This window comes from Candidatus Villigracilis affinis, assembly GCF_016705895.1.
In the GTDB taxonomy this organism is placed as follows: Bacteria; Chloroflexota; Anaerolineae; order Anaerolineales; family Villigracilaceae; genus Villigracilis; species Villigracilis affinis.
Genome location: NZ_JADJKT010000027.1, coordinates 88124 through 110772 on the forward strand (window position 1 = coordinate 88124; position 22649 = coordinate 110772).

23 protein-coding genes and 1 pseudogene are annotated in these 22649 nt (G+C 51.6%); 13 read left to right on the forward strand and 11 right to left on the reverse strand.

Annotation, left to right across the window (positions count from 1 at the left end; all coding sequences use genetic code 11):
* Positions 1 to 266: 266 nt before the first annotated feature.
* Both IPI86_RS12895 and mutL read right to left on the reverse strand, forming a co-directional pair.
* Positions 267 to 1178 (reverse strand): GGDEF domain-containing protein, encoded by a 912-nt coding sequence (locus tag IPI86_RS12895; RefSeq protein WP_345298416.1) that lies wholly within the window; start codon positions 1176 to 1178, stop codon positions 267 to 269.
* A 133-nt stretch (positions 1179 to 1311) separates the two neighbouring features.
* Positions 1312 to 3090: a DNA mismatch repair endonuclease MutL gene (gene mutL, locus IPI86_RS12900; RefSeq protein ID WP_345298417.1), complete on the reverse strand. Its 1779-nt coding sequence runs from the start codon at positions 3088 to 3090 to the stop codon at positions 1312 to 1314.
* Positions 3091 to 3150: 60 nt separating this feature from the next.
* Between mutL and IPI86_RS12905 the strand changes: the two genes are divergently transcribed.
* From IPI86_RS12905 to IPI86_RS12950, 10 genes are all read left to right on the forward strand, one after another.
* Positions 3151 to 3786, forward strand: coding sequence for a pyrimidine 5'-nucleotidase (locus IPI86_RS12905; RefSeq protein ID WP_345298418.1), 636 nt, complete (start codon positions 3151 to 3153; stop codon positions 3784 to 3786).
* Positions 3786 to 4031: a hypothetical protein gene (locus IPI86_RS12910; protein ID WP_345298419.1), complete on the forward strand. Its 246-nt coding sequence runs from the start codon at positions 3786 to 3788 to the stop codon at positions 4029 to 4031. Before IPI86_RS12905 ends, IPI86_RS12910 begins: the two co-directional genes overlap by 1 nt.
* Before the next feature lie 199 nt (positions 4032 to 4230).
* Positions 4231 to 5556: a S41 family peptidase gene (locus IPI86_RS12915; RefSeq protein ID WP_345298420.1), complete on the forward strand. Its 1326-nt coding sequence runs from the start codon at positions 4231 to 4233 to the stop codon at positions 5554 to 5556.
* A gap of 37 nt (positions 5557 to 5593) precedes the next feature.
* Positions 5594 to 6289: a zinc metallopeptidase gene (locus tag IPI86_RS12920; RefSeq protein ID WP_345298421.1), complete on the forward strand. Its 696-nt coding sequence runs from the start codon at positions 5594 to 5596 to the stop codon at positions 6287 to 6289.
* 91 nt (positions 6290 to 6380) lie between these two features.
* Entirely contained in the window at positions 6381 to 7385 is a 1005-nt protein-coding gene (locus IPI86_RS12925) for a lysylphosphatidylglycerol synthase transmembrane domain-containing protein (RefSeq protein ID WP_345298422.1), read from the forward strand.
* Positions 7343 to 9970, forward strand: a complete 2628-nt coding sequence (locus tag IPI86_RS12930; RefSeq protein WP_345298423.1) for a DEAD/DEAH box helicase — start codon at positions 7343 to 7345, stop codon at positions 9968 to 9970. The genes IPI86_RS12925 and IPI86_RS12930 overlap by 43 nt, the downstream gene beginning before the upstream one ends.
* A gap of 20 nt (positions 9971 to 9990) precedes the next feature.
* Entirely contained in the window at positions 9991 to 11190 is a 1200-nt protein-coding gene (chrA, locus tag IPI86_RS12935) for a chromate efflux transporter (RefSeq protein WP_345298424.1), read from the forward strand.
* Positions 11191 to 11343: 153 nt separating this feature from the next.
* Positions 11344 to 11550, forward strand: a complete 207-nt coding sequence (locus IPI86_RS12940; protein ID WP_345298425.1) for a hypothetical protein — start codon at positions 11344 to 11346, stop codon at positions 11548 to 11550.
* A gap of 1 nt (position 11551) precedes the next feature.
* Positions 11552 to 12949, forward strand: a complete 1398-nt coding sequence (locus IPI86_RS12945; RefSeq protein ID WP_345298426.1) for an ATP-binding protein — start codon at positions 11552 to 11554, stop codon at positions 12947 to 12949.
* A 58-nt stretch (positions 12950 to 13007) separates the two neighbouring features.
* Positions 13008 to 13550, forward strand: a complete 543-nt coding sequence (locus tag IPI86_RS12950; protein WP_345298488.1) for a response regulator transcription factor — start codon at positions 13008 to 13010, stop codon at positions 13548 to 13550.
* A gap of 13 nt (positions 13551 to 13563) precedes the next feature.
* Here the strand turns inward: IPI86_RS12950 and IPI86_RS12955 are convergent.
* From IPI86_RS12955 to IPI86_RS12970, 4 genes and pseudogenes are all read right to left on the reverse strand, one after another.
* Positions 13564 to 14463 (reverse strand): annotated as a pseudogene (locus IPI86_RS12955) (ethylbenzene dehydrogenase-related protein); the annotation flags it as partial.
* 337 nt (positions 14464 to 14800) lie between these two features.
* Positions 14801 to 15316: a GNAT family N-acetyltransferase gene (locus tag IPI86_RS12960; RefSeq protein ID WP_345298427.1), complete on the reverse strand. Its 516-nt coding sequence runs from the start codon at positions 15314 to 15316 to the stop codon at positions 14801 to 14803.
* 68 nt (positions 15317 to 15384) lie between these two features.
* Positions 15385 to 15768 (reverse strand): single-stranded DNA-binding protein, encoded by a 384-nt coding sequence (gene ssb / locus IPI86_RS12965; protein ID WP_345298428.1) that lies wholly within the window; start codon positions 15766 to 15768, stop codon positions 15385 to 15387.
* Positions 15769 to 15874: 106 nt separating this feature from the next.
* Complete coding sequence (locus IPI86_RS12970) at positions 15875 to 16093, reverse strand: hypothetical protein (protein WP_345298429.1); 219 nt, start codon at positions 16091 to 16093, stop codon at positions 15875 to 15877.
* Between the two features lie 73 nt (positions 16094 to 16166).
* Here IPI86_RS12970 and panC point away from each other — a divergent pair, with 73 nt between their 5' ends.
* Genes panC through IPI86_RS12985 form a run of 3 tightly spaced genes read left to right on the forward strand, consistent with a single transcriptional unit; the run spans position 16167 to position 18804 of the window.
* Positions 16167 to 17000 carry a pantoate--beta-alanine ligase gene (panC, locus tag IPI86_RS12975; RefSeq protein WP_345298430.1) on the forward strand — a complete coding sequence of 278 codons (834 nt, stop codon included), beginning with the start codon at positions 16167 to 16169 and terminating at the stop codon, positions 16998 to 17000.
* A gap of 2 nt (positions 17001 to 17002) precedes the next feature.
* Positions 17003 to 17920 carry an alpha/beta hydrolase gene (locus tag IPI86_RS12980; RefSeq protein WP_345298431.1) on the forward strand — a complete coding sequence of 306 codons (918 nt, stop codon included), beginning with the start codon at positions 17003 to 17005 and terminating at the stop codon, positions 17918 to 17920.
* Positions 17917 to 18804, forward strand: a complete 888-nt coding sequence (locus tag IPI86_RS12985) for an alpha/beta hydrolase (RefSeq protein WP_345298432.1) — start codon at positions 17917 to 17919, stop codon at positions 18802 to 18804. Before IPI86_RS12980 ends, IPI86_RS12985 begins: the two co-directional genes overlap by 4 nt.
* Before the next feature lie 85 nt (positions 18805 to 18889).
* Here IPI86_RS12985 and IPI86_RS12990 read toward each other — a convergent pair whose 3' ends face one another.
* The 5 genes from IPI86_RS12990 to IPI86_RS13010 form a co-directional block, all read right to left on the reverse strand.
* Positions 18890 to 20119, reverse strand: a complete 1230-nt coding sequence (locus IPI86_RS12990; RefSeq protein WP_345298433.1) for a hypothetical protein — start codon at positions 20117 to 20119, stop codon at positions 18890 to 18892.
* Positions 20120 to 20211: 92 nt separating this feature from the next.
* Entirely contained in the window at positions 20212 to 20472 is a 261-nt protein-coding gene (locus tag IPI86_RS12995; RefSeq protein WP_345298434.1) for a cyclic-di-AMP receptor, read from the reverse strand.
* Between the two features lie 53 nt (positions 20473 to 20525).
* Positions 20526 to 20864, reverse strand: coding sequence for a cyclic-di-AMP receptor (locus IPI86_RS13000; RefSeq protein WP_345298435.1), 339 nt, complete (start codon positions 20862 to 20864; stop codon positions 20526 to 20528).
* The gene (locus IPI86_RS13005; protein ID WP_345298436.1) at positions 20861 to 21223 is read right to left on the reverse strand and encodes a hypothetical protein; all 363 of its coding nucleotides are present in this window, start codon (positions 21221 to 21223) and stop codon (positions 20861 to 20863) included. Before IPI86_RS13005 ends, IPI86_RS13000 begins: the two co-directional genes overlap by 4 nt.
* 1 nt (position 21224) lies before the next feature.
* A complete protein-coding gene (locus tag IPI86_RS13010; RefSeq protein WP_345298437.1) occupies positions 21225 to 22493 on the reverse strand; it encodes a cation:proton antiporter in 1269 nt (422 codons plus the stop codon).
* Positions 22494 to 22649: the final 156 nt, after the last annotated feature.

Below are 22649 nucleotides of genomic sequence, written 5' to 3' on the forward strand. Positions count from 1 at the left end.
CCGCAATGAGGAACATGCCTGCTAGTACTAAAAAGATGGGTTTTGTTTGCACTTTGCCTCACAAATTGTGTATTTTTTCACAATTATTATCGGGATTGCTAATGCAAACAAGTGATGGATATAACGTCTGCTTATTAGACTTGCTTATGATTTATGATAACTTTTGCTGAACATCCCCCTTCGCAAAAAATCCACAGCCAGACGACTGTGGATTTTTTAAGTTTTGAATTGCAAGGTCAGGAAACTTCCAAATGATAAATTGTTTGTCACTCGGCCACGGCCCAGCCGTCGCGCCCCTTGCTTTTCGCTGCGTACATGGCATTATCTGCGCGATTGAGCAGGGAGTCCCATGTGTCCACCCCATGCTGCAATTGTGCGACGCCAACGCTGATGGTGACGCCCAAATTCTGATCGCCGTTCACGTTGACGATCATTTCGCGCATCAATTTGCACAGACGCATGGCCTGGTCTGCGGCGGCTTGGGCATCCGAACTTGGCAGGAGGATGAGAAATTCCTCGCCGCCATAGCGCCCGACAACATCGGGATGACGGACATGGTCCTGCAATCGAAGCGCGATCTTTTTCAAAACTTCATCCCCCACCTGATGACCGTAGGTATCGTTGATGGTCTTGAAATGATCCACGTCAATGATGGAGATCGAGAGCATGCTGGTGTATCTTTCGGCCCGCATCACCTCATCTTGAAGTTCCTTGATAATCATGCGGCGGTTGAGCAGAAAGGTTAGGGCATCGATTTGCGTGACTTCCAGCGCCTGGGCCATATAGCCTTCCATCTCGATCTGTTTGTTGCGGGCGATTTTCTTTGTAACTTCGCTCTCGATCTGGAATAATTTCACTTGTTTGTTCAGCCGTTCGAGCACCTCTTGCAGCGCCGAATCCAGATGGATCTCTTCAGCGATAAAGGTCACACGGCCATCCTCCATCGGCAGGAGCAGGCAGTCGCATTGAATGACAAACTCGTCTGTGCCCATTGGAATGGGAATCTTGATGATCCAGTGTTCTTTTGTTCTTGAATTGAGCTTGGATGTGATCTGTTCCCCATCGTCTGGGGAAAAGAAATCCCCCAGCTTGTTCGCCGCGGGAAAAAATTTTTTATACGATTCGAAGGCTCGATTCCATGAGACCAAAGTGCCATCGCTTTCAACAAGAGCGATCATGGCATGGAGATTCTCCAGGATACTTTCTGCATCTTTTGAAGATATTAATTCCGCCAGTTGTTTCATGATTTCAATTTTAGCCCATTCAATAAGCGTTAATGCCCCACCTTACAAAATTAGCGGTACTGCGAATTTACCGCGGACCTTTTCTCCCAAACTGTTTTTCCAGCGTGTCCACCGACAAATGGATCATCGTCGGCCTGCCATGCGGACAGGTGCGCGGAGAAGTGCAGGCTTCGAGGTCGTTCAACAAAGCGCGCTGTTCCTCGATTGTAAGCGTCTGCCCGCCTTTGACCGCCAGCCGTTTGCAGACCCGCGCCGCAAGTTTCGCTTCCACTTCGGCTTGCAGCGGAGTTTCATCTTCTTCAAAGTCTTCCACCAATGCCCGCAGCGCAGACGATGGATCACCACCTGCGAATAAGGCAGGCATGGCGCGGACTTGGAACGTGTTTGTTCCGAATTCTTCCACTTCAAAACCGAAATGATTCAAAAACGGCAGTTGTGTCATTAATGCCTTCGATGATTGCGGAGGTAATGTCACCACCTCGGGCGTAAGCAATGCCTGCGAAGGGATGCTCTTCTTATCGTGCTGTGCCATCAACTTCTCGAACAATACCCGCTCATGCGCCGCATGTTGATCGATCAAATACAATCCGTCTGGGCCTTCAGCGACAATGTAGGTGGAGCCGATCTGACCAATAAGGCGGAGCAAGGGGACGGTGTTGAAGGTTGCAGGTTGAACGTTTGAAGGTTGCAGGTTGGTAGGTTGGGTACTAGGCGAAGACTCACTCTCAACTTGTAACGTGGAACCTGTAACCTGTAACTCATCATCATGTCCAATCGACCAATCGATCCCAATCTCCCTGCCTTCGGATGAAACGGGCCGTGATCCACCCCACATTTGCGGTGAGACCGATGCCACAGGCGTATAAGCCAGCAATGCCTTGCGCGCCGAACGTTGAATGAAACTAAAAACCTTATCCTGACTTCGAAAGCGCACTTCTGCTTTTGTCGGGTGGACGTTCACATCCACATCTTCGGGGTCAATATCCAAAAACAAAGTCGTGAGCGGGTAACGTCCCACCATCAACAGGGTGTGATAGGCCTGTAATAATGCCGTGGTCAATGAATAATCCTGTACCCAGCGGCCATTGACGAAGAATGTTATTTCTTTTCGATTTGATCGTGTGAGCGAAGTGGGGCTGATGAACCCCGTCAAAGACAATCCTTCTTCCATCGCCATCACTTCGAGCATTTGCTTGGCAACATCCACACCATATAACGCCGCGAGAATGGATCGCCGATCTCCATCGCCCGCTGTTTGCAAAGTGACTTGCTTTCCGTCGGTCACTTTGAAGCGTACGTTTGGGTACGCCAGCGCATAACGCGTGACCAATGCATCAATCGCGCGGCGCTCGGTCACATCAGTTTTCAAAAATTTCAAACGCGCGGGCACGTTGTAAAAAAGATTTTCCACGCGCAGAGTTGTGCCAACTGGCGCGCCGACTTTTTCAACCTTGCCCGCAATGCCGCCGTCCACTTTTAAGCGCGCACCTTCTGTGGCAGCAGCAACCCGCGAAGTGATCGTCATGTGCGAAACCGATCCAATCGAAGCCAGGGCTTCGCCTCGGAAACCCAATGTCTGGATGTGGAACAAGTCTTCGGACTGAACCAGCTTCGAGGTCGCATGACGCGCAGCGGCCAATTCCAATTCGTTTGCGGGAATCCCATATCCGTCGTCTGCAATTTCAACCAGAGTCCGCCCTGCATCCTCGATTGAAATGGAAATATTTTTCGCGCCCGCATCCAGCGCGTTTTCGGTTAGTTCCTTCACAACAGAAGCGGGGCGTTCAACCACTTCACCTGCGGCAATTTGCGAAGCAACCTCAGAAGATAAAAGACGAATAGGCATGAGCCGATTATACCCGCTTGCAATTTACACAAATTGGAGGCGGTATTATATAATCTCTCAATGCGATTCACCACCATTTTCTTCGATCTCGATGACACCCTCTATCCGCCGACCACAAATTTGTGGCTTGCCATCAAACAGCGCATGAATGAATTTATGCGCGAGCGCATGAATATTCCAGTAGATGAAATTCCCGCGTTGCGCGAAAAATATTATCTACAATACGGCACCACCTTGAAAGGCCTGGAAAAACATCACAACATCAATGTGGAAGATTTTCTGGCTTATGTGCATGACCTGCCCCTCGGCAATTACCTCACCCCAAACCCGACCCAACGCGAGGTCATCGCTTCACTCCCAACCCGCAACCTGATCTTTACAAACGCAGACATTCCCCACGCTGAAAGAGTCCTCGCCGCGCTCAACCTGCGCGACCTGTTCTCCAACATCGTGGATGTGACCACGGTTGCGCCATACTGCAAACCCATGCCCGAGTCATTCGATATCGCTATGAAGGTTGCTGGCGAAACCGATCCTTCGCGCTGTGTAATGATCGATGACCTGCGCCGCACCACCCGCGCCGCCCGTGAAGCAGGCATGTTCAGCATTTTGTGTGACAACTCCTGGAGTATGGAAGACGCCGACGCGCACTTCACCGATTGGAATGAACTTGTGGAAATTTTGGAGGCACGCTAATGGAATCAAGCAAAGCCAGTGTTGCGGCGATCATTTTTGTTGTGATCATCGTCGGTGTGAATTTTTTTATGTACGGAATTGTGCGCGGCTTGATGCGATCGAGCCAGAAGAGCAATATGTTCGAAACTCTCAGCAAGTCGTTGAATCCAGCCGCTCAGAAAAAGGATGACGAGATTAAAGAACTGCGCCAAAGGGTGGAAGAATTGGAAAAGGGAAAAAAGGACAACGAGAACCCTTCGCCTTGAGAAAAATGAAGTGTTGCTGTTTCTGAAAACCTCACACGCAGGTACAAGGTTTTCGGCTTTTTCTCTTCGCATCTGCATGCCTTTGGGGGCATAAGTTGACCTTTCAAGTGCTTTCTTACACAAATCGTACAAAGAATTCAGCAAACTTTAATCCTCGAATGTTATCTTTTATCGAAGTTAAGCCAAATTGGAGGCTATTGTGAATAACACTTTAAAGTATATTTTTGCCGCATTGGTCGTGATCGTGCTTGTGTTAGGTTCGTTTGCGGGCGGATTCGTAACCGGGCAATTCGTTCCAGTGGCTGGCATTCCCGGTATTCCTGGTTTTGAGCAGCCAGTTATCTCTGCTGAACCGACCATATCTCCCGAGCAGCAGGCGGCAATTGCGGCAGACACCCAAGCCCTTTTTGCTCCCTTCTGGGAAGCTTGGACGATCATCCACGAGAATTATGTAAACCAGCCCGTGGACGATATGGCCTTGATGCGCGGCGCCATCAACGGAATGATGCAGGCGCTTGGCGACAAACATTCCACCTACATGGACCCGACCACTTACGAACAGGCCAATTCAAGCCTTGAAGGTGAATATGAAGGCATCGGCGCGTATGTGGATGTCACCACCACATACTTGACCATTACCAGTCCCATGCCTGGCTCTCCTGCTGAACGCGCAGGTCTTCAGCCTGGAGATCAAGTGGTTGCGATCAATGGTGAGGATATGACAGGCACGATTGCGGAAGTGGCGCGCAGTAAGATCATTGGTCCCGCAGGCACAACCGTCCATCTGACAGTATTTCGCGAAGGCGAGGCCGCCCTGCTTGAATTCGATGTGGTGCGTGAGAAGATCACCATCAAATCTGCCTCAGGCAAAATGCTCGAGAACGACATTGCTTATGTTCAGATAACCACTTTCGGAGCGAAGACTACAGCTGAGTTACTTGAAACCCTTACGGATCTGATGGCGCAAAACCCCAAGGGCATTATCCTTGACCTGCGTAACAACGGTGGCGGATACTTGCAAACTTCCGTCGAGGTCATTTCCCAGTTTGCGGGGGAGGGTGTGGCGCTTTACGAACAATATGGCAATGGCGAACGCAGGACCTATGATGTGCTTCCCGGCGGCCTTGCCACCGACACGAACATCCCGATGGTTGTGTTAATCAACGAAGGCTCTGCATCCGCTTCTGAAATTGTGGCAGGCGCTTTGCAGGATTACGGCCGCGCTAAACTTGTGGGTGTGGTTTCCTATGGAAAAGGTTCTGTACAAAATTGGATCCCGCTCAGCGGCGACAATGGCGCTGTGCGCATAACCATTGCAAAGTGGTTGACGCCAAATGAACACACCATCCACGAGATCGGCCTGACCCCTGACGTGTTTGTCGAAATGACCGAGGAAGATTACAAGGCCAAGCTCGACCCCCAACTCGATGCGGCCATCGAAACCTTGCTCGCGATGATCAGCGGAAACCCGATCCCCACTTCCATGCCGACCGCTGTGCCAAGCGCAGTCCCGACGCAACCATAACTCAGCACTTGCGTAATTACAGCAGGAGAATAAACAAATGTTTTACTTCAGTCCAACTTACCTAATATACATGATCCCGGCGTTCATCCTTATGGCGCTGACTTCCTGGTATGTCAAATCAGCCTATAGAAAATGGGGCCGTGTGGCTGTCAGCAGCAGGCTTACCGGCGCGCAAGCCGCACAGAGATTAATGTCCACGGGCAATTTGTATGGCTTGCAAATTCAAGGCGTGGCGGGCGAACTCACCGATCATTACGACCCGCGCAACAAAACCCTGTACCTTTCGCAGGGTGTCGGCAACGGAAATTCAGTTGCGTCGGTTGCCATCGCCGCACATGAGCTTGGCCATGCCATGCAGGATGCCGAGGAATATTTCCCGCTTCGCTTCCGCTCGGCGCTGGTCCCGATCGTCAACATTGGTTCCAACCTTGGCTGGTTCCTGATCATGATCGGCCTGTTCCTAAACTTTACCCAACTGGCCTGGCTGGGCGTGATCGTATTTGCGGGTGGCGCAGTCTTTGCATTGGCCACCCTGCCCGTGGAATTTGACGCCTCTGCCCGGGCGAAGCAACTGCTTGCCCAAACCGGTATCATCCAAACCGAAGAAGAGAAGCGCGGAGTCAACGCTGTATTGAATGCCGCCGCGCTGACCTATGTCGCCGGTCTCATCACCGCCATCCTGCAATTGCTTTACTATGTTTCCCTCGTCGGCGGTGGCAGACGCCGAAGCTGATCGATCTTTGTAAAATGAAAACGAACCCACCCGAAGTTTCTTCACGGGTGGGTTCGTTTTATATTCTGTCAGACGTGTATAATCGTTCCCGATGAAAAAATTATTCCTCATTGTCGTGCTCTTTCTTGGTATTGCAGTGGTTGTGCTGAGTTTTGGTGAACTTGAAACGATCCTGGTTACTTTGCAGAAGGCGCATCTGGGATTTTTTATTCTCGCGATCTTGATTCAAATGATCTGGCTTCTCACCACAGGGCGGATGTATAAATCGGTGTACCGCCTGCTTGGCCTTGAAGAATCCATTTTGGTTTTGAGCCGCATTGCCGCCGCTGCCAATTTCATCAACATTGTTGCGCCGACAGCGGGCATGGGCGGCGTGGCGCTTTTTGCCGCCGAAGCGCGCAGGCGCGGACATCCCGCCGGAAGAGTGACGGTCGCCGCTGCATTATTCCTTTCGCTCGATCAGGTTGCATTTCTGATTGTACTGGCGCTCGGGCTATTGGTTCTTGTTCGCCGCAATGATCTCGATGCCAGTGAGATCTCGGCTTCGCTTTTTATGTTTGGTATTGCCGCCGCCTACGCCTTCATCCTTTATCTGGGTTATCGCTCCGAGGAAAAACTCGGAAACCTGCTGGTTAAAATAGTGAAGTTGATAAACTACGTTGCCCGACTCTTCCTCAAGCGCGATTATCTAAGTGAAGACCGTGCACGCGAATTTGCCCATGAAGTTGCAGAAGGCTTCTCCGGGCTTAACGAAAAACCATCCAGCCTGGTCAGACCCATCCTGTGGGGACTTCTGGATAAAATATTGTTGATGTGTATTCTGGTTTGTTCATTTCTTTCATTTGAAGTTCCGTTTTCAGCAGGCACGATCATTGCTGGCTTTTCCATTGCGTATCTCTTTCTGATCGTTTCGCCTACGCCTTCGGGCATTGGCATTGTGGAAGGCCTCATGCCTGTGGCACTCTCCTCTTTAAACGTCAACTGGAGTCAGGCGGTCGTTATCACCATCGCATACCGTACGGTCACATTTTGGGTACCGTTCGGGCTGGGCGCATGGGCATTCCGCTCCCTGCACACCGCTGGCGAAGAACCGTAAAAAATCCCTTGAACACCATTCAACCTTTACTCGACTTTTGGAAACGGGATGAGCAAACCGCTCCCAATTTTTTTGCGTGGAAGACGACTCCACCGCGCCCCGCGCAAACGCATCCCATCCCGACCGATGTGCCTGCCCCGCTTCGAGAAGCATTATCCACCCGCGGCATTGACCAACTCTACTCCCACCAACTCTCCGCATGGACTCGATCCCGTGCCGGGGAAAACATCATCCTCTCCACAGGCACCGCCAGCGGAAAGACCCTGGCTTACAATCTGCCCGTCCTCGCAGCTATGCTTCAAGACCCTGAAGCACGTGCGATCTATTTATTTCCAACCAAGGCATTGGCACAAGATCAGTTATCGACACTGGAAAACCTGAAACTTGAAACATTTCAACTTTCAAACCTGCCAACATCGATTTACGACGGTGACACCCCGCAGGCCAATCGTCCCACCATTCGTAAAACCGCGCGCATTGTTCTTTCGAATCCCGATATGCTCCATACGGGGATTCTTCCGCATCACGCAAACTGGAGCGACTTTTTCTCCAACTTGAAATTCATCGTCATCGATGAGGCGCATACGTATCGCGGTGTCTTTGGCTCGCATGTTGCCAACGTGATCCGCAGGTTGAAACGCGTGGCAAATTTCTACGGCGCAAAGCCGCAGTTCATTCTGGCTTCGGCTACCATTGGCAACCCGAAGGAACTAGCGGAGCGTCTCATCGAAGAGGAAGTTGAACTCATTGACAACGATGGTTCCTCGCGCGGCGAACGTCACTTTATCATTTACAACCCACCCGTCACCGATGCCGCGCTTGGCTTGCGGAAAAGCAGTCTGCTTGAAAGTGTGCGGCTGGCAAATGACCTGCTGACTTATGATGTTCAATCTGTTGTTTTTGCGAGAACACGTCGTTCGGTTGAAATTATCCTGACCTATCTCCAATCTCCAATCGTTAATCGTCAATCGTCAAATGTAAATCAAGTTCGCGGCTATCGCAGCGGCTATCTCCCTCATCAGCGCCGCGAGATCGAGCAGGGATTGCGGGACGGCTCTGTAAAATCCGTCGTGGCAACCAATGCCCTTGAATTGGGAATCGATATCGGCGGGCTTGGCGCGGCGATTCTCGTCGGGTATCCGGGCACCATTGCCAGCGCGAGGCAGCAATCGGGTAGGGCGGGGCGGGGCGATGATCCCGCTGTGTCTGTGCTGGTCGCGTCGCCCAATCCGCTGGACCAGTTCCTTGCGCATCATCCCGAATATTTCTTCGGCAGTTCGCCGGAGATGGCACTGGTGAACCCGAATCATTTGCTGATCCTGCTTGAGCATTTGCGTTGTGCGATGTTCGAATTGCCGTTCAAAAAAGGCGACGGTTTTGGCGGTATTTCTGATGAATTGCTGGATGAGTATCTCGAATTTCTCGTTGCCAATCAGGATGCGCATTTTTCGAACGAAAAATATTATTGGATGAAAGATCAATATCCCGCCGCGAATATTTCATTGCGTTCGGCTTCGCCGCAAAGCGTGGTGCTGCAAAGCGTAACCGAGGACGGAAGACCGCTGACGATTGGAACCGTCGATGGTGAATCCGCCGCATGGATGGTACATCCCGGCGCGATCTACATGCACGAAGCCCAGCAATATTTTGTGCAGGAATTCAACATCGAAAATCATATTGCCCAACTTGTGCCCGTTGGGTTGGATTACTACACCGAGGCGCAAAAGAATTCAGAGATCGAGATCACAGCGCATACTGCCCAGGAGACTGTTCCGGGCTGTGATAAAAATTATGGCGAGATTCAAGTCACCACACAGGTGGTTGGCTTCCGCAAGATTCGCTGGTTCACCTATGAAAACCTCGGACAGGAACCGCTCGACATGCCGCCCTCCGAATTGCAGACCACCGGCTATTGGCTTTCACTTTCTGAAGAAGCCGTAGCGAATCTGCGCGACGCCGGAGTTTGGACCAACGACCCCAATGATTACGGCCCCGAGTGGCCGAAGATCCGTGATCGCGTGCGTGCGCGTGACAAATATCAATGTCAGGTTTGCGGCGCATTGGAGAAGGACCCTTCAACTACACTCCGGGCGCGACAACACGATGTGCATCACAAGACTCCATTTCGTTCCTTTGTGCGGAATGCGTCATCCCTCGAAGCGGCAAGGGAGCAGGCCAATCGCCTCGAGAATCTCACCACCCTTTGCCCAAGCTGCCACAAAAAAGTGGAGCAAAACGTCCGCATCCGCAGCGGATTGGGCGGCCTCGGCTTTGTGCTGGGCAACCTCGCGCCCCTCTTCCTCATGTGCGACCCGCGCGATCTGGGTACCCACACCGACCCTGCATGGTCTGCTGTCAACGGTCAACCGTCCGTTGTTCTTTATGACCTTGTCCCTGCTGGCATAGGTTTTAGCCAGAAACTGTTTGAGATCCATGATGAATTAATTCAACGCGCCCTTGAATTGGTAAGTCAATGTGAATGCGAAGATGGCTGTCCTTCGTGCGTAGGCCCGGGCGGTGAAAATGGGGCGGGGGGCAAAGCAGAAACATTGGCCATACTGAAACAACTCACATCTCAATATTAATTCGTCGAAGGAAAAGCAGCGTGTCTATATCTGAGCAAATCGACATTCCCCACGAATCTCATTTGAAAATTTTCCTGCGATTCCTTCGTTTTGGATTTCTCGCATGGGGCGGACCCGTCGCACAGATCGCGATGATCCGACACGAATTGGTTGACGAGGAAAAATGGATCTCGTCTGAAAGATTCAATCGTGTGCTGGCGGTGTATCAAGTATTGCCCGGCCCCGAGGCACACGAAATTTGCGTGTATTTCGGTATGCTTGCAGGCGGTCGCATCGGCGCGTTTCTTGCTGGCCTTGGCTTTATGACCCCGGGCTTTCTGCTCATGTTCGCGCTTTCGTGGTTTTACGTCACCTATGGAATCAACTCGCCCATTTTTCAATCTGTTTTTCTTGGAATGCAGCCCGCCGTCGCCGCACTCATCGTCCGCGCGGTGCATCGCATTGGCGGCCACGCCCTGCAGGCAAATAAATGGTTATGGAGCATGGCCTTCCTCGCGGGATTTGCCCAACTGCTTCGCATTAATTTCTTGATCACCCTTTTGACAGTTGGATTCGTCTATGCCTTTGCCGAGCGACAGAAGATCCGCTTCGCTCTCACGCTGGCAATTGCTTTTGTTTTCTCGATCATTTACTTTAACTTTGGCATTCCCCTCAATGCAGTGACCTTCTCAACAGCCGAGGTCACTGAAACCGCTGCGACCGATCTCGTCTCCCTTTTTGCGTCTGGTCTGCGCGCGGGACTGCTCACCTTCGGCGGCGCATACACCGCCATCCCGTTCATTCAACATGACGCGGTCGAAGTGGGACATTGGCTGACCAATGCCCAATTTCTCGATGGCCTTGCCCTTTCGGGCTTGCTCCCTGCGCCGCTGATCATCTTTTCCACTTTTGTCGGCTACCTCGGTGGAGGTCCGCTTGGCGCGATTGCCCTCACGGTTGGTATATTTTTACCTGCCTTTGCCTTCACCATCATCGGACACGACTATCTCGAAAAGCTGATCGAAAACAAATCCGCTCATGCTTTTTTAGACGGCGTGACAGCGGGTGTTGTCGGCTTGATTGCCGCCACGGCATTGGGCATCCTCAGTGAAACCATCCTCGGCCTGAACGCGTGGATCATCTTTAGCCTTGCCCTCCTCACGCTCTTCCTCTCCAAATCAAAATGGACCGTTGCGTGGGTCGTAGCCGCCGCGGGTTTGTTTGGATTGTTCTTCTTGTAAATCCTTGTATTTTCAAAAAAGACACCCTAAAAAGACTTGGCTCCTTTTCATCTGGCCGTTCGAAGAAGGAAATAAAAGGATGATGATCGATTCCTGATTGTTTCCGCCTATAATAAAAATTATTGCTTTAGATGAAGGTCACGGTAAAAAGACATGTCCAATTTTTTGTACGCCATTGTCATGATCGTACTTGGTTCTTACGGAACCTATATCCTTTTTAACGAGTTTGTGGAAATGGAGTTCGGCTTCTCCATCCGCCGCATTCTTTTGGTTCTCCGAAGGCGTTGGTATGCTGTCTTTGCCTTGGCGGTTTCGCTCGCGTTGTTCTTTCATCACCTTATTGATGGGTTGAATTCGTGAAATGATCACTCTTTCTGAATTTTTCAGACTAAACCGTGAGATCATTCTCTTTGTCTATGGATTGGTCTTTTTTCTTTTGGGATTTGGCATCATCCTGCAAACGCGCCAATCCTCACGGCTTGATTTAGCGCGCAGCCTGCGCTGGTTGGCGGCCTTTGGCCTTACCCATGGCTTTTACGAATGGGGCGACCTTTTTATCCCCATTCAATCAGAGTATCTCAGCGAAGCCACCATGCGAGTGTTGTATTTAATCCATAAGATACTTCTGGCGATTTCCTTTATCTGTCTTTTTGAATTTGGTCTCACTGTGCATCCATCCAAACAGCGTACCCGCTGGACTATCCATTGGGAATCTGCCGCCTTGCTGGCGCTTTGGATTGGTCTTGTCTTTTTTATCTTCCCCGGCGACCCAAATGATCTTGCTTGGAGGCGTCTTGCCAATGCGTTGGCGCGTTATTTCATTGGCTTTCCCGGTGGGATGCTAGCTGCGTATGGATTGCGCGCCCATACCTTGCAGCGCATTAAACCTCTGAATGTGCCGAAGATTGTTCAAGTGTTTCGTATTGCCGGGCTTTCCTTGGGAATTTATGCTGTAATCGGCGGGTTGATCGTACCCCCTGTGAGTTTTTTTCCAGGTAATCTTGTTAACACAGAAACATTTACTGAATTGCTGGATGTGCCTCCGCTGGTGTTCCGTTCATTGATCGCCATGATCATCACCTTTACCTTGATACGAGCACTGGAGATTTTCGATCTTGAAACCGAACGTCGTATTGAGCAATTGGAGCAACAACAGATCGTAAACGCCGAGCAGGAGCGCCTCGCCCGTGATTTGCACGATGGAGCGATCCAAAAAGTTTATACGGCGGGACTGCTGGTGGAATCTGCAGCACGGCTGGCTGAACCTGAGAGTGAAATGGATAAACGGCTTAAACGCGCGGTTTCCGCTCTTAGCGATTCGATTTTGGATTTGAGGCGGAATCTGTCCGAGTTGCATGCTCATACCCAGACGATTCAGCAGCCCCTACCGGAGCTTTTGCAGAAAGTGGCAGAGAATCCCAATTACAACACGATGGTTCATATCATCATCAAAAATGAATTGCCTGTCGGAAAATTCATTTCAAATGTGCGTTCGGGGCATTTATTTTCCATTGTTAATGAAGCTATGGCAAACACGGTTCGCCATGCGCATGCGCAAAATGTGACTATTGAAACCCATGACTTGGGTGAATTCTTGCAGATTCGGATTCGAGATGACGGACAAGGGTTTCCCCCGGAAGTAAAAAATGGATATGGCCTTCGTAATATGCGTGACCGTGCGCGTTTGTTGAATGGAAAAATCCTGTTTGAAAATGACAAGGGTCTTGTTGTTACCCTCGAAATTCCCTGGAAAGATTGAGATGAAAAAGATTCGTATTTTGCTTGTTGATGACCATGCGCTTGTTCGCCTCGGTTTGATGACCCTGCTCAATGACCAGCCAGATATGGAAGTGGCCGGAGAGGCTAGCACTGCCGCAGAGGCTGTAAATGCCGCTGAAAAACTCTCTCCAGATGTCACACTCATGGACATTCGTCTGCCGGGGGAAGGCGGCATCGAAGCCACACGCCAGATCACGGCGCGTTTTCCATTGGTCAAGGTGGTGATGCTCACTTCTTTTGCTGATGATGAATTAGTGATGCGTGCCATCAATGCGGGAGCGGTTGGGTATGTGCTTAAACAAGTCGGGAACGAAGAGCTGATTCGCGCAATCCAGGCCGCAGCGAGGGGTGAATCGGTTCTTGATCCATCCACAACTGCGAGGTTGCTGACAAGAGTCCGCGAGGCAGAGAGAAAAGCCGAGGAAGATGCCTTCCGCGAAATATCAGACCGGGAAATGGATGTATTGCTGCATCTTGCCAAGGGAAAAACCAATGCTGAAATTGGAAAACTGTTGAACCTAAGCGAGAAGACGGTTGAAAGATGGCTACGCCAAAGAAGTATTGAGCGGTCAGGTCGGTGAATTCGACATCGAATTCAGAGGCAGTGTTGAGCAAGCGGCCAAACTCAATTGTCCACATGCCATCGGCCCATACCCATCCCGCAGAGATTTGTCCACGGTCGCCGACGATTTCAGATTTGACGATGCCGGGGATAATTGTGCCAGCAGGCATGGCATCGAGTTCTTCCTTGGTAAGGGCAACTTTTTCACTGTCGAGAATGTAACCAGGGGCTCCAGTGGTAAGGTCAATGCTGGGGGAAGTAAAGCCGGGCATGGTCTTGTCGGGAACGGTCTTGGTTGCATCGGCAGGATCGGGCATGCTTGCAAAGTTGTCTGAATAGCCGCCGCTTTCCTTCGGATCGCTCTTCCGCCCAGCTTCCTTTGCGGTTTCGGCATTGAACTGTGTCCAGTCAAGATATTGATCGTCGATCTGGTTCAGGTTGCGGACGGATTTCCAGTGCCAGATGTCACCCAATTGGCCTTCGCCAGCGGTGTATTTGTTGCCGTAGGGCTTCAGATCAGGGTTTTCGCCGTCATGACAGGCTGTGTAGCAGCCCTTGGTTTCAAATTTTTCAATGCTGTTGTTGATCGGCCAGATAAAGGCCAGCTTGTCTTCGTAATTAAGATTATTGTCTCCGCCTTTGTCGTCTGGGTCTTTATCCTGTTTCCAAGTGCCGTCTTCCTGCTTGACCCACGGATAGCGATACCAGGATTCGGTGGGGTCGGTGTAGGTGACGAGAAAGTATACGCTATCAGTGGTGTAAACAGCCTTAATATTAACTTTGGTTTCATAACCGCCAAAGCCGCCATCTACATCAACGACGAAATCTTCGGCATCAGCCCAAAAAGCTTCATCAGCTACGCCGTCGAGCGTGGGAGCAGCATCAACGGGGGAGGCGACAAGCGCGCCTTTAGGGGCATCCCATGCAGGCATGGGGGGCTCGGTGGGGGCGGGCGCTTCAGTTGCTGGGGCTTCAGTTGCCACAACAGGTGCCTCGGTTGGTTCTGGCGCGGGGGCGCCGCAAGCTGAAAGGATCAGCGATGCCAGCACAATCAGGGAAATTGCGAACGTAAACTTTTTCATGGTGAACTCCTCTATAAAGATTTTGTGAGAGCGATATATGCACAAACTTGTCTTATGAATTTTTCATATATCTTTCATAAGTTTATGCATCTTCCCAAAATGGAGTTAGAGGCGTTCTCCCCTGTTTTGATAGGGGAAGTCAGGTAGAAAACTCCCCCAAGATCAATTTGAGTACCTTATAGCGGGATTACTTCAATAACTTATACATGAACACGGTCGCATGAAGCTGACCATTGATGCTGCGCGCATATTCGGGGATGGTCCCTGCGCGTTGATAGCCAAGTTTTGCATACAGGCTTTCAGATGGGTCGCCTTCGCGTGTATCGAGTACGAGTGTGGTTCTGCCCGCCTGTCTTGCCTCCTGCTCGATGGCATTCATCAAGGCCTTCGCGATTCCCTGCCCGCGGAAGGAGGTGTGCACCATGAGCTTGGCAATCTCTGCGCGATGACTTCCATTTGCGCGGCTGGCCAGGTCAAGCTGAACCGTTCCGGCGAGTTCATCGTCCATTTTTGCCACGAGCAAAATGCGGTGCGGACCTTCGATAGCCTTGGCGACATCCTGCCAGTAGGCGAGGGCTTCATCCTCCGAAAGCGGAAGCAAAAATCCCACCGATGCGCCGTTTACGACCGCATTCTGCAAAAGTGAGGTGAGTTTCGGAAGCTCAGGAAGGATGGTTTGGGAAGTGAGTCGCTGGATGTTCATTTTCAGATTATAAAATAAAAAAGGCAGTCACCTTTCGATGATTGCCTTTTTACCTACTTATTACTACTTTACGCTTCGTAATCGCCTGGGTCTTCGTCCACTGCCATCATGGGTTCTTCGGCAGGGCGTTTATCGAGGAATTCCAGAGATTGGGCTACCACCTTGGTGAAATAGCGGGTTTCACCCTTCTCCTCATACTTGTCAGTCTTCAATCGCCCTTCAAGGAAGATGAGACTGCCTTTCTTCAGATATTCCTGGCAAACCTCGCCGAGGCGGCCCCAGGCTTCGATGTTGACCCACTCGGTGGCTTCTTTTGTTTCGCCGTTCTTGTCTTTCCAGCGGTTGCTGACGGCAAGGCTGAAATGGGTCACTTTTTTGCCTGTGGGGGTGAATTTGCTTTCGGGGTCTCTGCCCAAACGGCCGATCAACTGGACGCGGTTTAGTGTAGGCATGGCATCCCCACTTTCGTTTCATGGCTTTTAGATGCTTGTTTACGTGTCATTTTGGTCTCCTTATTATCTAAAAGAACAATTTGGTTGTGTCGAACAGGGTTATACTTTATGAAGACGCTTCGGGGGTCTCCGCGGGTTTGGCTGCTTCGCCTTCAGCGGGGATTCTCTTCAGCACGAGCATACCGGTCTTCATTTCGCTGACTGTGTATCCGGCGGGGAGGGCTTCAAGAACGCCTTCCTTGATCTCCTTCGAGAAGAAGAACATCTTGCCTTTGGAATGCAGGTAGTAGGTGTTACCTTTTGAGTTTGTGTGTGAGTAAGCCATTTTTTCTCCTTATATCTAATTTGGTAATATGAGTGTAGAACAAAGTTTCTAGCCTGTCAAGTAGGAGAATTGTATGATACCTGTAATTGGTCTAGACGAATTGAGGGCCGCTCGCCTCTCTCTCAAGGGGACAGTGGGTCTGGTCCCGACGATGGGATATCTGCACGAGGGGCATCTTTCCCTGATCCGCCGCGCCAAGGCTGAGTGTGACCATGTGGCGGTAAGCATCTTCGTCAACCCGACCCAGTTTGGCGCGAACGAGGATCTTTCCAAGTACCCTCGCGACCTTGAACGTGACTTGAGCCTGATCGAGCCTCTCGGCGTGGATTTGGTTTGGAATCCCACCCCTGAGATCATGTATCCGACTGGCTACCAGACCTGGGTTGAGGTGGAAGCGATGACTCGTCCGCTGGAAGGTGCGATGAGGCCGACCCATTTCAAGGGTGTGACTACGGTGGTGGCGAAGCTGTTCAATGCGATCCAGCCGCACAAGGCCTATTTCGGCCAGAAGGATGCCCAACAGGTGGCGGTCATTCGCCAGATGGTCTGGGATCTGAACTTCCCGCTCGAGGTGGTGGTCTGCCCAACGATGCGCGAAGCGGACGGGCTGGCGATGTCGAGCCGAAACAAGTACCTTGAGGGCGAAGACCGCAAGGCGGCGGTCGTGTTATTTCAGGCATTGAATGCGGCGAAGGAAGCCTATCAGGGCGGGGAACGCGACGCGGAAATGTTGCGGAGCAGAATGAAGAACGTGCTCGAAGCTGAGCCGCGCGCGCAGATCCAATATGTTTCGTGTGCCGATTACAACACGCTGGAAGAATTGGAGATGATAAAGGGTAAAGCCCTGCTTTCGATGGCTGTGCTGATCGGTAAAACGAGGCTGATCGATAATTTTGTGCTGGAGTAGCGATGACTTCTCGTCAGCGGTTGCTTTTGGTTTTGAAAATTTCAGGCAGGGTGGTGCTGTTGGTCGGGATCGGCCTTTTGGTTTTGGGGGTGATCGGCGTGTATGACGCTTTACATCCGCCGCGGATCGTGCCCCCGGGATACACGCTCGTAAAAGAGAATATCGAGTTTCGAAGCGTAGACCTGCTCACCGAGGATGGTGTGCGGCTTTCGGCATGGTACACCCCGCCCGATGACGAACGCAGCGGCGCAGTCATTTTGCTGGCGCATGGATATGGCGATAACCGCCCCGAGTGGGTGCATGCCATGTTTGCCAAAGGCGGATACGGCGTGCTCTCCTGGGATGCCCGCGCTCACGGGGAAAGCGGCGGCGAGATCAGTACACTGGGTTATCGTGAAGTCTTGGATGTGAAAGCGGCCCTGGATTTTGTGCTTGCCCAGCCCGAAATAAAGCATGTGGGAGCGTGGGGCGGTTCGATGGGCGGTGCTACCCTGATCCGCGCAACGGCCAGCCTGCCCCAGATCGAAGCCTTGGTGGTAGATAGTTCCTTTTCGTCTTTGGGGGAGGAGATCGATTTTCTTGCACCATATCCGTTCGTGAATCCGCTGGCGAAGCTGTTGATGACGTTTGTGCTCGATAACGATCCATATGCCGCCAGCCCGCTTGAGAAAATTGGCGAGATCAGTCCGCGCCCGGTGTACATTATTCAAGGCAGCGGTGACAAAGTGGCTTCACCCGATTCCGCCGAGGAATTGTACGAAGCCGCAGGCGATCCGCGCTTCTTGTGGGTGGAGGAGGGCGTTCGCCACTTGGGGACGTTCGAAGCCAACCCGCGCCGATATGAGCGAAGGGTACTTCGTTTCTTTGACGAAGCCTTCTTTGGAGAACTGGTGCGGCAACTTGAGCAGAATCAGCCATGAAGACTGGACGTTATTGGCGAAACCTTGCCCTGACGCTTGCAATTTCGCTTTTGACTGCCTTTTTGATCTTTCTCGTTTTTGTCAGTGATCAATGGGCACAGGCACGGCTTCATCCCACGCGGGTGATTCCAAACGAAAGGCCGCTTGTCGAGAGCGGAATCCCTTTTCAGGAAATTGAACTCACCACGAAAGATGGCATTGTGCTTTCAGCCTGGTACACACCACCCCAAAATGGAGTTGTGATACTGGTCGCGCACGGATACAACTCCAGCCGCGATGCGACCTGGCAATTGTTGTTTGCGAAGCATGGATATGGCGTGCTGTCATGGGATTTTCGCGCACATGGCTTGAGCGGCGGCGATATGTCTACGCTGGGATATTATGAGCAGGCCGATGTGGAAGCCGCGTTGGATTATGTGTTGAATCAGCCTGAGGTGGAGCATGTCGGCGCATGGGGCGGGTCGATGGGCGCGGCCACGGTCATTCTCACGGCCGCAAAACGGACAGAGATCGAAGCGGTGGTCAGTGACAGTGCCTTTCCCACGTTGGAAGATGTGCTGGCGATCAACATCCCCTTTGGCTTGATGCAGCCGTTCGTGATGTTTTTCGGCGAATATCGCAGTGGCGTGGATATGGATCTGGTCCGCCCGGTGGATGGGATCGCGCAGATCAGTCCGCGCCCGGTCCTGATCATTGACGGCTGGCAGGGCGGGGCGATCACGATGAATTCACCGTATCGTTTGTACGATGCGGCGAAGGAGCCAAAGCAAATCTGGGTGGAAGATGGCGTGCCGCATTTGGCGATGTATGGCTATTTCCCCGAAGCGTATGAGAAAAGGGTGGTAGGTTTCTTCGATGAATATCTTTTGAGTATCTCCCCATAAGTGAACCGCCGAGACGCGAACGCTTCGCGCACAGAGAGAATCTTATTGAAACTCCGCGTACTCTGCGCCTCGGCGGTCAAAAAAACTACGGTCCCCACTTCATGTCCATGCCAAAGGGGAGGAGCGAGATCATGCCTTTTTGCCCATCGGTGTAATATAACTCCAGCCTGCCGCCTTGATAGATCTCGGGCAGATCGGCATTGGCCACGATGACAAAACTTGCGTCAGGTGCCCATAGCGCTTCGTTCATGCGTTCGAAGGTTTCGGGGCGTAACACCGTTCGATTTGCGACGCCATCCGTCCCAGCACGGACGAGTTGCAAAGCCGCGCGATTGACCATGTCTGTGCCGCCGGGCATGGTGGCGTGGAAGAAATACAACTGCCCATCCGGGGCGAGGAAGGGTTCATCAGCAAGATTGAGCGGATTGGTATCGAAGCTGCCACTCAACAACGTGGTGACTTTCCCTGTGGTTGCATCCACGCGCCAGAGACCGGCGCTGAACATGCCGAAGGTTGGGCTGGCCGCATAAAAAGCAGAGCCATCCGATGTCCATTCGGTTTCACCGCAGCAGATCATGGCTCCCTCACCGCCAGTCAATTGAACAAGCGTACCTCCATTGGGATAATAGATCGCGGCGGATGCGCCTTCATAATATCCAAGCGTAATGAGGAGTTTGCTTCCATCGGTAGTGTAGGTTTCGGGCCAAAACAACTCACGCGGAATGGAGAAGCCGCCATCGAAGGTGTCGAATTTATTCTCGAGCACGGTATTGTATTGACCCGAAGCGATGGAATAAAAACTCAGGCCTTTGTATCCGAAGGCGATGGTCTGGCCGTTGGGCGCAAAGACGGGATTGGAAATGTAAGTGAGGTAACGGTTGTTTTCATCCACCTTGCCGCCATCCACGAGCAGACTGCGATTGCTGCCATCTGCGCGGACGTTGAGCAATTGATTGTTGGAGGTGTACGCCACGCTGCCATCGATAGGTGAGACGGCGTAATCTTCCACCTTTGCAGGTTCGAAGGTGATCTGGGTGACGGTCTTGCCGTCCTTTTCAAGGCGGTAGACTTGCGACAGCCCGGCACCGTCGTTGTTGAGAAAATACATCGAATGCGGCAGCAGGTTCGAGGTCGAAGCAGGAGGCGCATCGCCCGATTCGGGAGCGGGTGCTGTCAGCGCTTGAAATGTCGCAGCGACGGCGGTTTCCACATTGGCAGGTTCAACGGGCGATGTTCCTCCCAATGGATTGGCACAGGCGAGAGCGAAAACGAGCAAAGCGAGAAGCGCGGAAAAGATTCGGAAGTTTTTTTGCATTTTGACCTCATGGTAGGTTCGTTAAACAAAACAAAGACGTTAAACCAGTCGGAAGGTTCCGAGTTTAACGTCTTTGTTTTGGATGTCAGCAGCTAAACTTGTTCGAAGTGTTGAACTGGAACCACGAACAGGGTGGCACGTTTCTCGGCGCCTTTGGATGGCAGCGAATCGCGCACAACCTGGATCGCCGCATCCACCTGCGGTTCCTCGACGCCCAACAACATGGTGACCACGCCGCTGCGCATAAAACCGCCCGTGGATGCAACACGCGTCACGCGAAAATTCCCTGCGGTGAATGCCTGGGTGAGCGTATCGGCGTCGTTGTCTTTTACAATGATGATGATCAGTTTCATGGTGACTTCTCCTTAAAACCCTAAAGGTTTTAAAAACCTTTAGGGTTTGCATTTTATATTTGTTCGAATCTTTCCACGGGCAATGCAAACACAGTGGCGCCGCCGACGGTGACGGGTACAGGCGCGGGCATGGGCATGGGCGAGCCTTCGAGCGGCAGTGTCATATATTCGATGCGCTGACGGCAGGCTTCCTGCAATGCGGCAAGCGCTTCGGCTTCCCTTGCGGTGGGCAGGCCGATTAACAGCGTGGCGTTACGCCGCCCCAAAAAGCCCCCCGAACTTGAAAGATAGGTAACAGACGCGCCGATTGCCTGCACGGCTTTTGTCGCAGAATCAAGGTCCTGATCCTGCACGACCGCCATTAATAATAAATGGACTGGATTTTGTGTCATTTGCTTTTTCCTTGTTTGTCAATGCCGTATGCCTTGAGTACTGGTAAAACCAGCATCACGCCTGTTTTTTCGTTATTCAGATCGCCTGTGATGCGCTGTGTGGCGGCAAGGATTTTATCGATCATGGCTTCTTCTTTTACGGCAGTAAAGATCGTGCGGCTGACGGTTTCGGGTGCTTCGTAAAAATCGTCCAGGGAAGGGATCAGCGGAATATCATCGCGTATGCCCTGTTTTTGGATGACCCTCTCCATGCCAGTGCTGAACTGGACTGTGGCGTTCTCCACGCCTGCTTCTTCCCATTCTTTTAAGACTTCTTCCAACAAATCTGGATTATACAAAAACAGAATGATCAAATACATATTAAGATGCCTCCGGTTCTTTTGCATCCTCATTTGGGGTGGATAATTCTACGGGCTGTTCCACGTTGTCCGCTTTTTTCATTATTGTATCTTCCTTTGGCGAAAACAAGGCACGCAAAATAGGCGGCGTGATCAACGTGGTGACCAGTACCATGACAACGATCGCAGAAAACTCTTCGGCGGTCACCAGATTATCCTTCATTCCCACGCTGGCAACAATAAGGCCTACTTCACCGCGTGAGATCATGCCTGCGCCGAGTTGAATCGATTCGTGCCGCGAAAGTCCGCCGAGTCGCGCGCCCCAGCCTGAACCCACCCATTTGCCGATCACTGCCACCAGAATAATGACAACGGTAAAGAATAATCCCTGCAATTGGAACTCACGCAAGTCAATGGACAAGCCAATGTTTACGAAGAAGATCGGAACGAATAAACCGTAGGCCAGTGCGTGCATGCCTGTTTCGATCCTTTCTTTTTCGTGCGTACGTGCCAGCATGAGGCCCGCTAAAAATGCGCCTGTGATGGCCGCCATGCCGCCGAAATATTCCGCGGCGATGCCATACGTTAGCATAATGACAAGGGAAACTGTAAGAAGTCCCTGGCTGATGGGGAGTTTTGCAAAACGTCGGATGACCCACGGCAGAATCCATAAACCAAATGCCACCGAGGTGACCAGGAACAGGATCATGCGGACAACGATCAACAAAACATCGGATGCGCTTCCGCCGCCGCCTTGCAGGGCGAGAAAAACGGAAAGCAGGAGGATGATCAAAATATCGTCGAACACTGCCGCGCCGAGCAGGCTTAATCCCACGCGGGTGCGCAATGCCTTTAGCTCAATCAACGTCTGGGCGGAAATGCTGACGCTAGTGGCGCCAAGCGTCAGGCCAAGAAAGATCGAAGCGGGTTGATTCAGACCGAAGAGCAAGCCTGCGCCCCATCCCAGCAAGACGGGCCAGAACACGCCCATCAATCCTGCAAAAGCGGCCACGCGCAGGTTCTTTCTCATCTCACCGAGATGCAGTTCCAGACCTGCAAGGAACATGAGCAATAACACGCCGAGTTCGCCAAGTTTAGCAACCGTTTCAGCTAATTCATGTTCGATGAATGGAAGGTTTAGCACATTGATGATGGATGGGCCAAGGATGATGCCCACCAGCAATTCACCCAATACAGAAGGCTGCCCCATGCGTATGCTCAAGTATCCCGCCATCTTTGCAGAAAGCAGAATGATCGAAAGGAGAAATGCAAGTTGAAGAAATAGGGTCATTGATTTTTTTGTATGGCGCGAAACATATTGCTGCATTCAAGAAATACAGATCGCGCAATAACAACTCCTCTCTATTAAGGGATAAGTTTCATCGTGGGAGTACTCCCGTAATGAATTTTTTTTATACCATGACTTTTCCCGCCTAAGATTAATTCC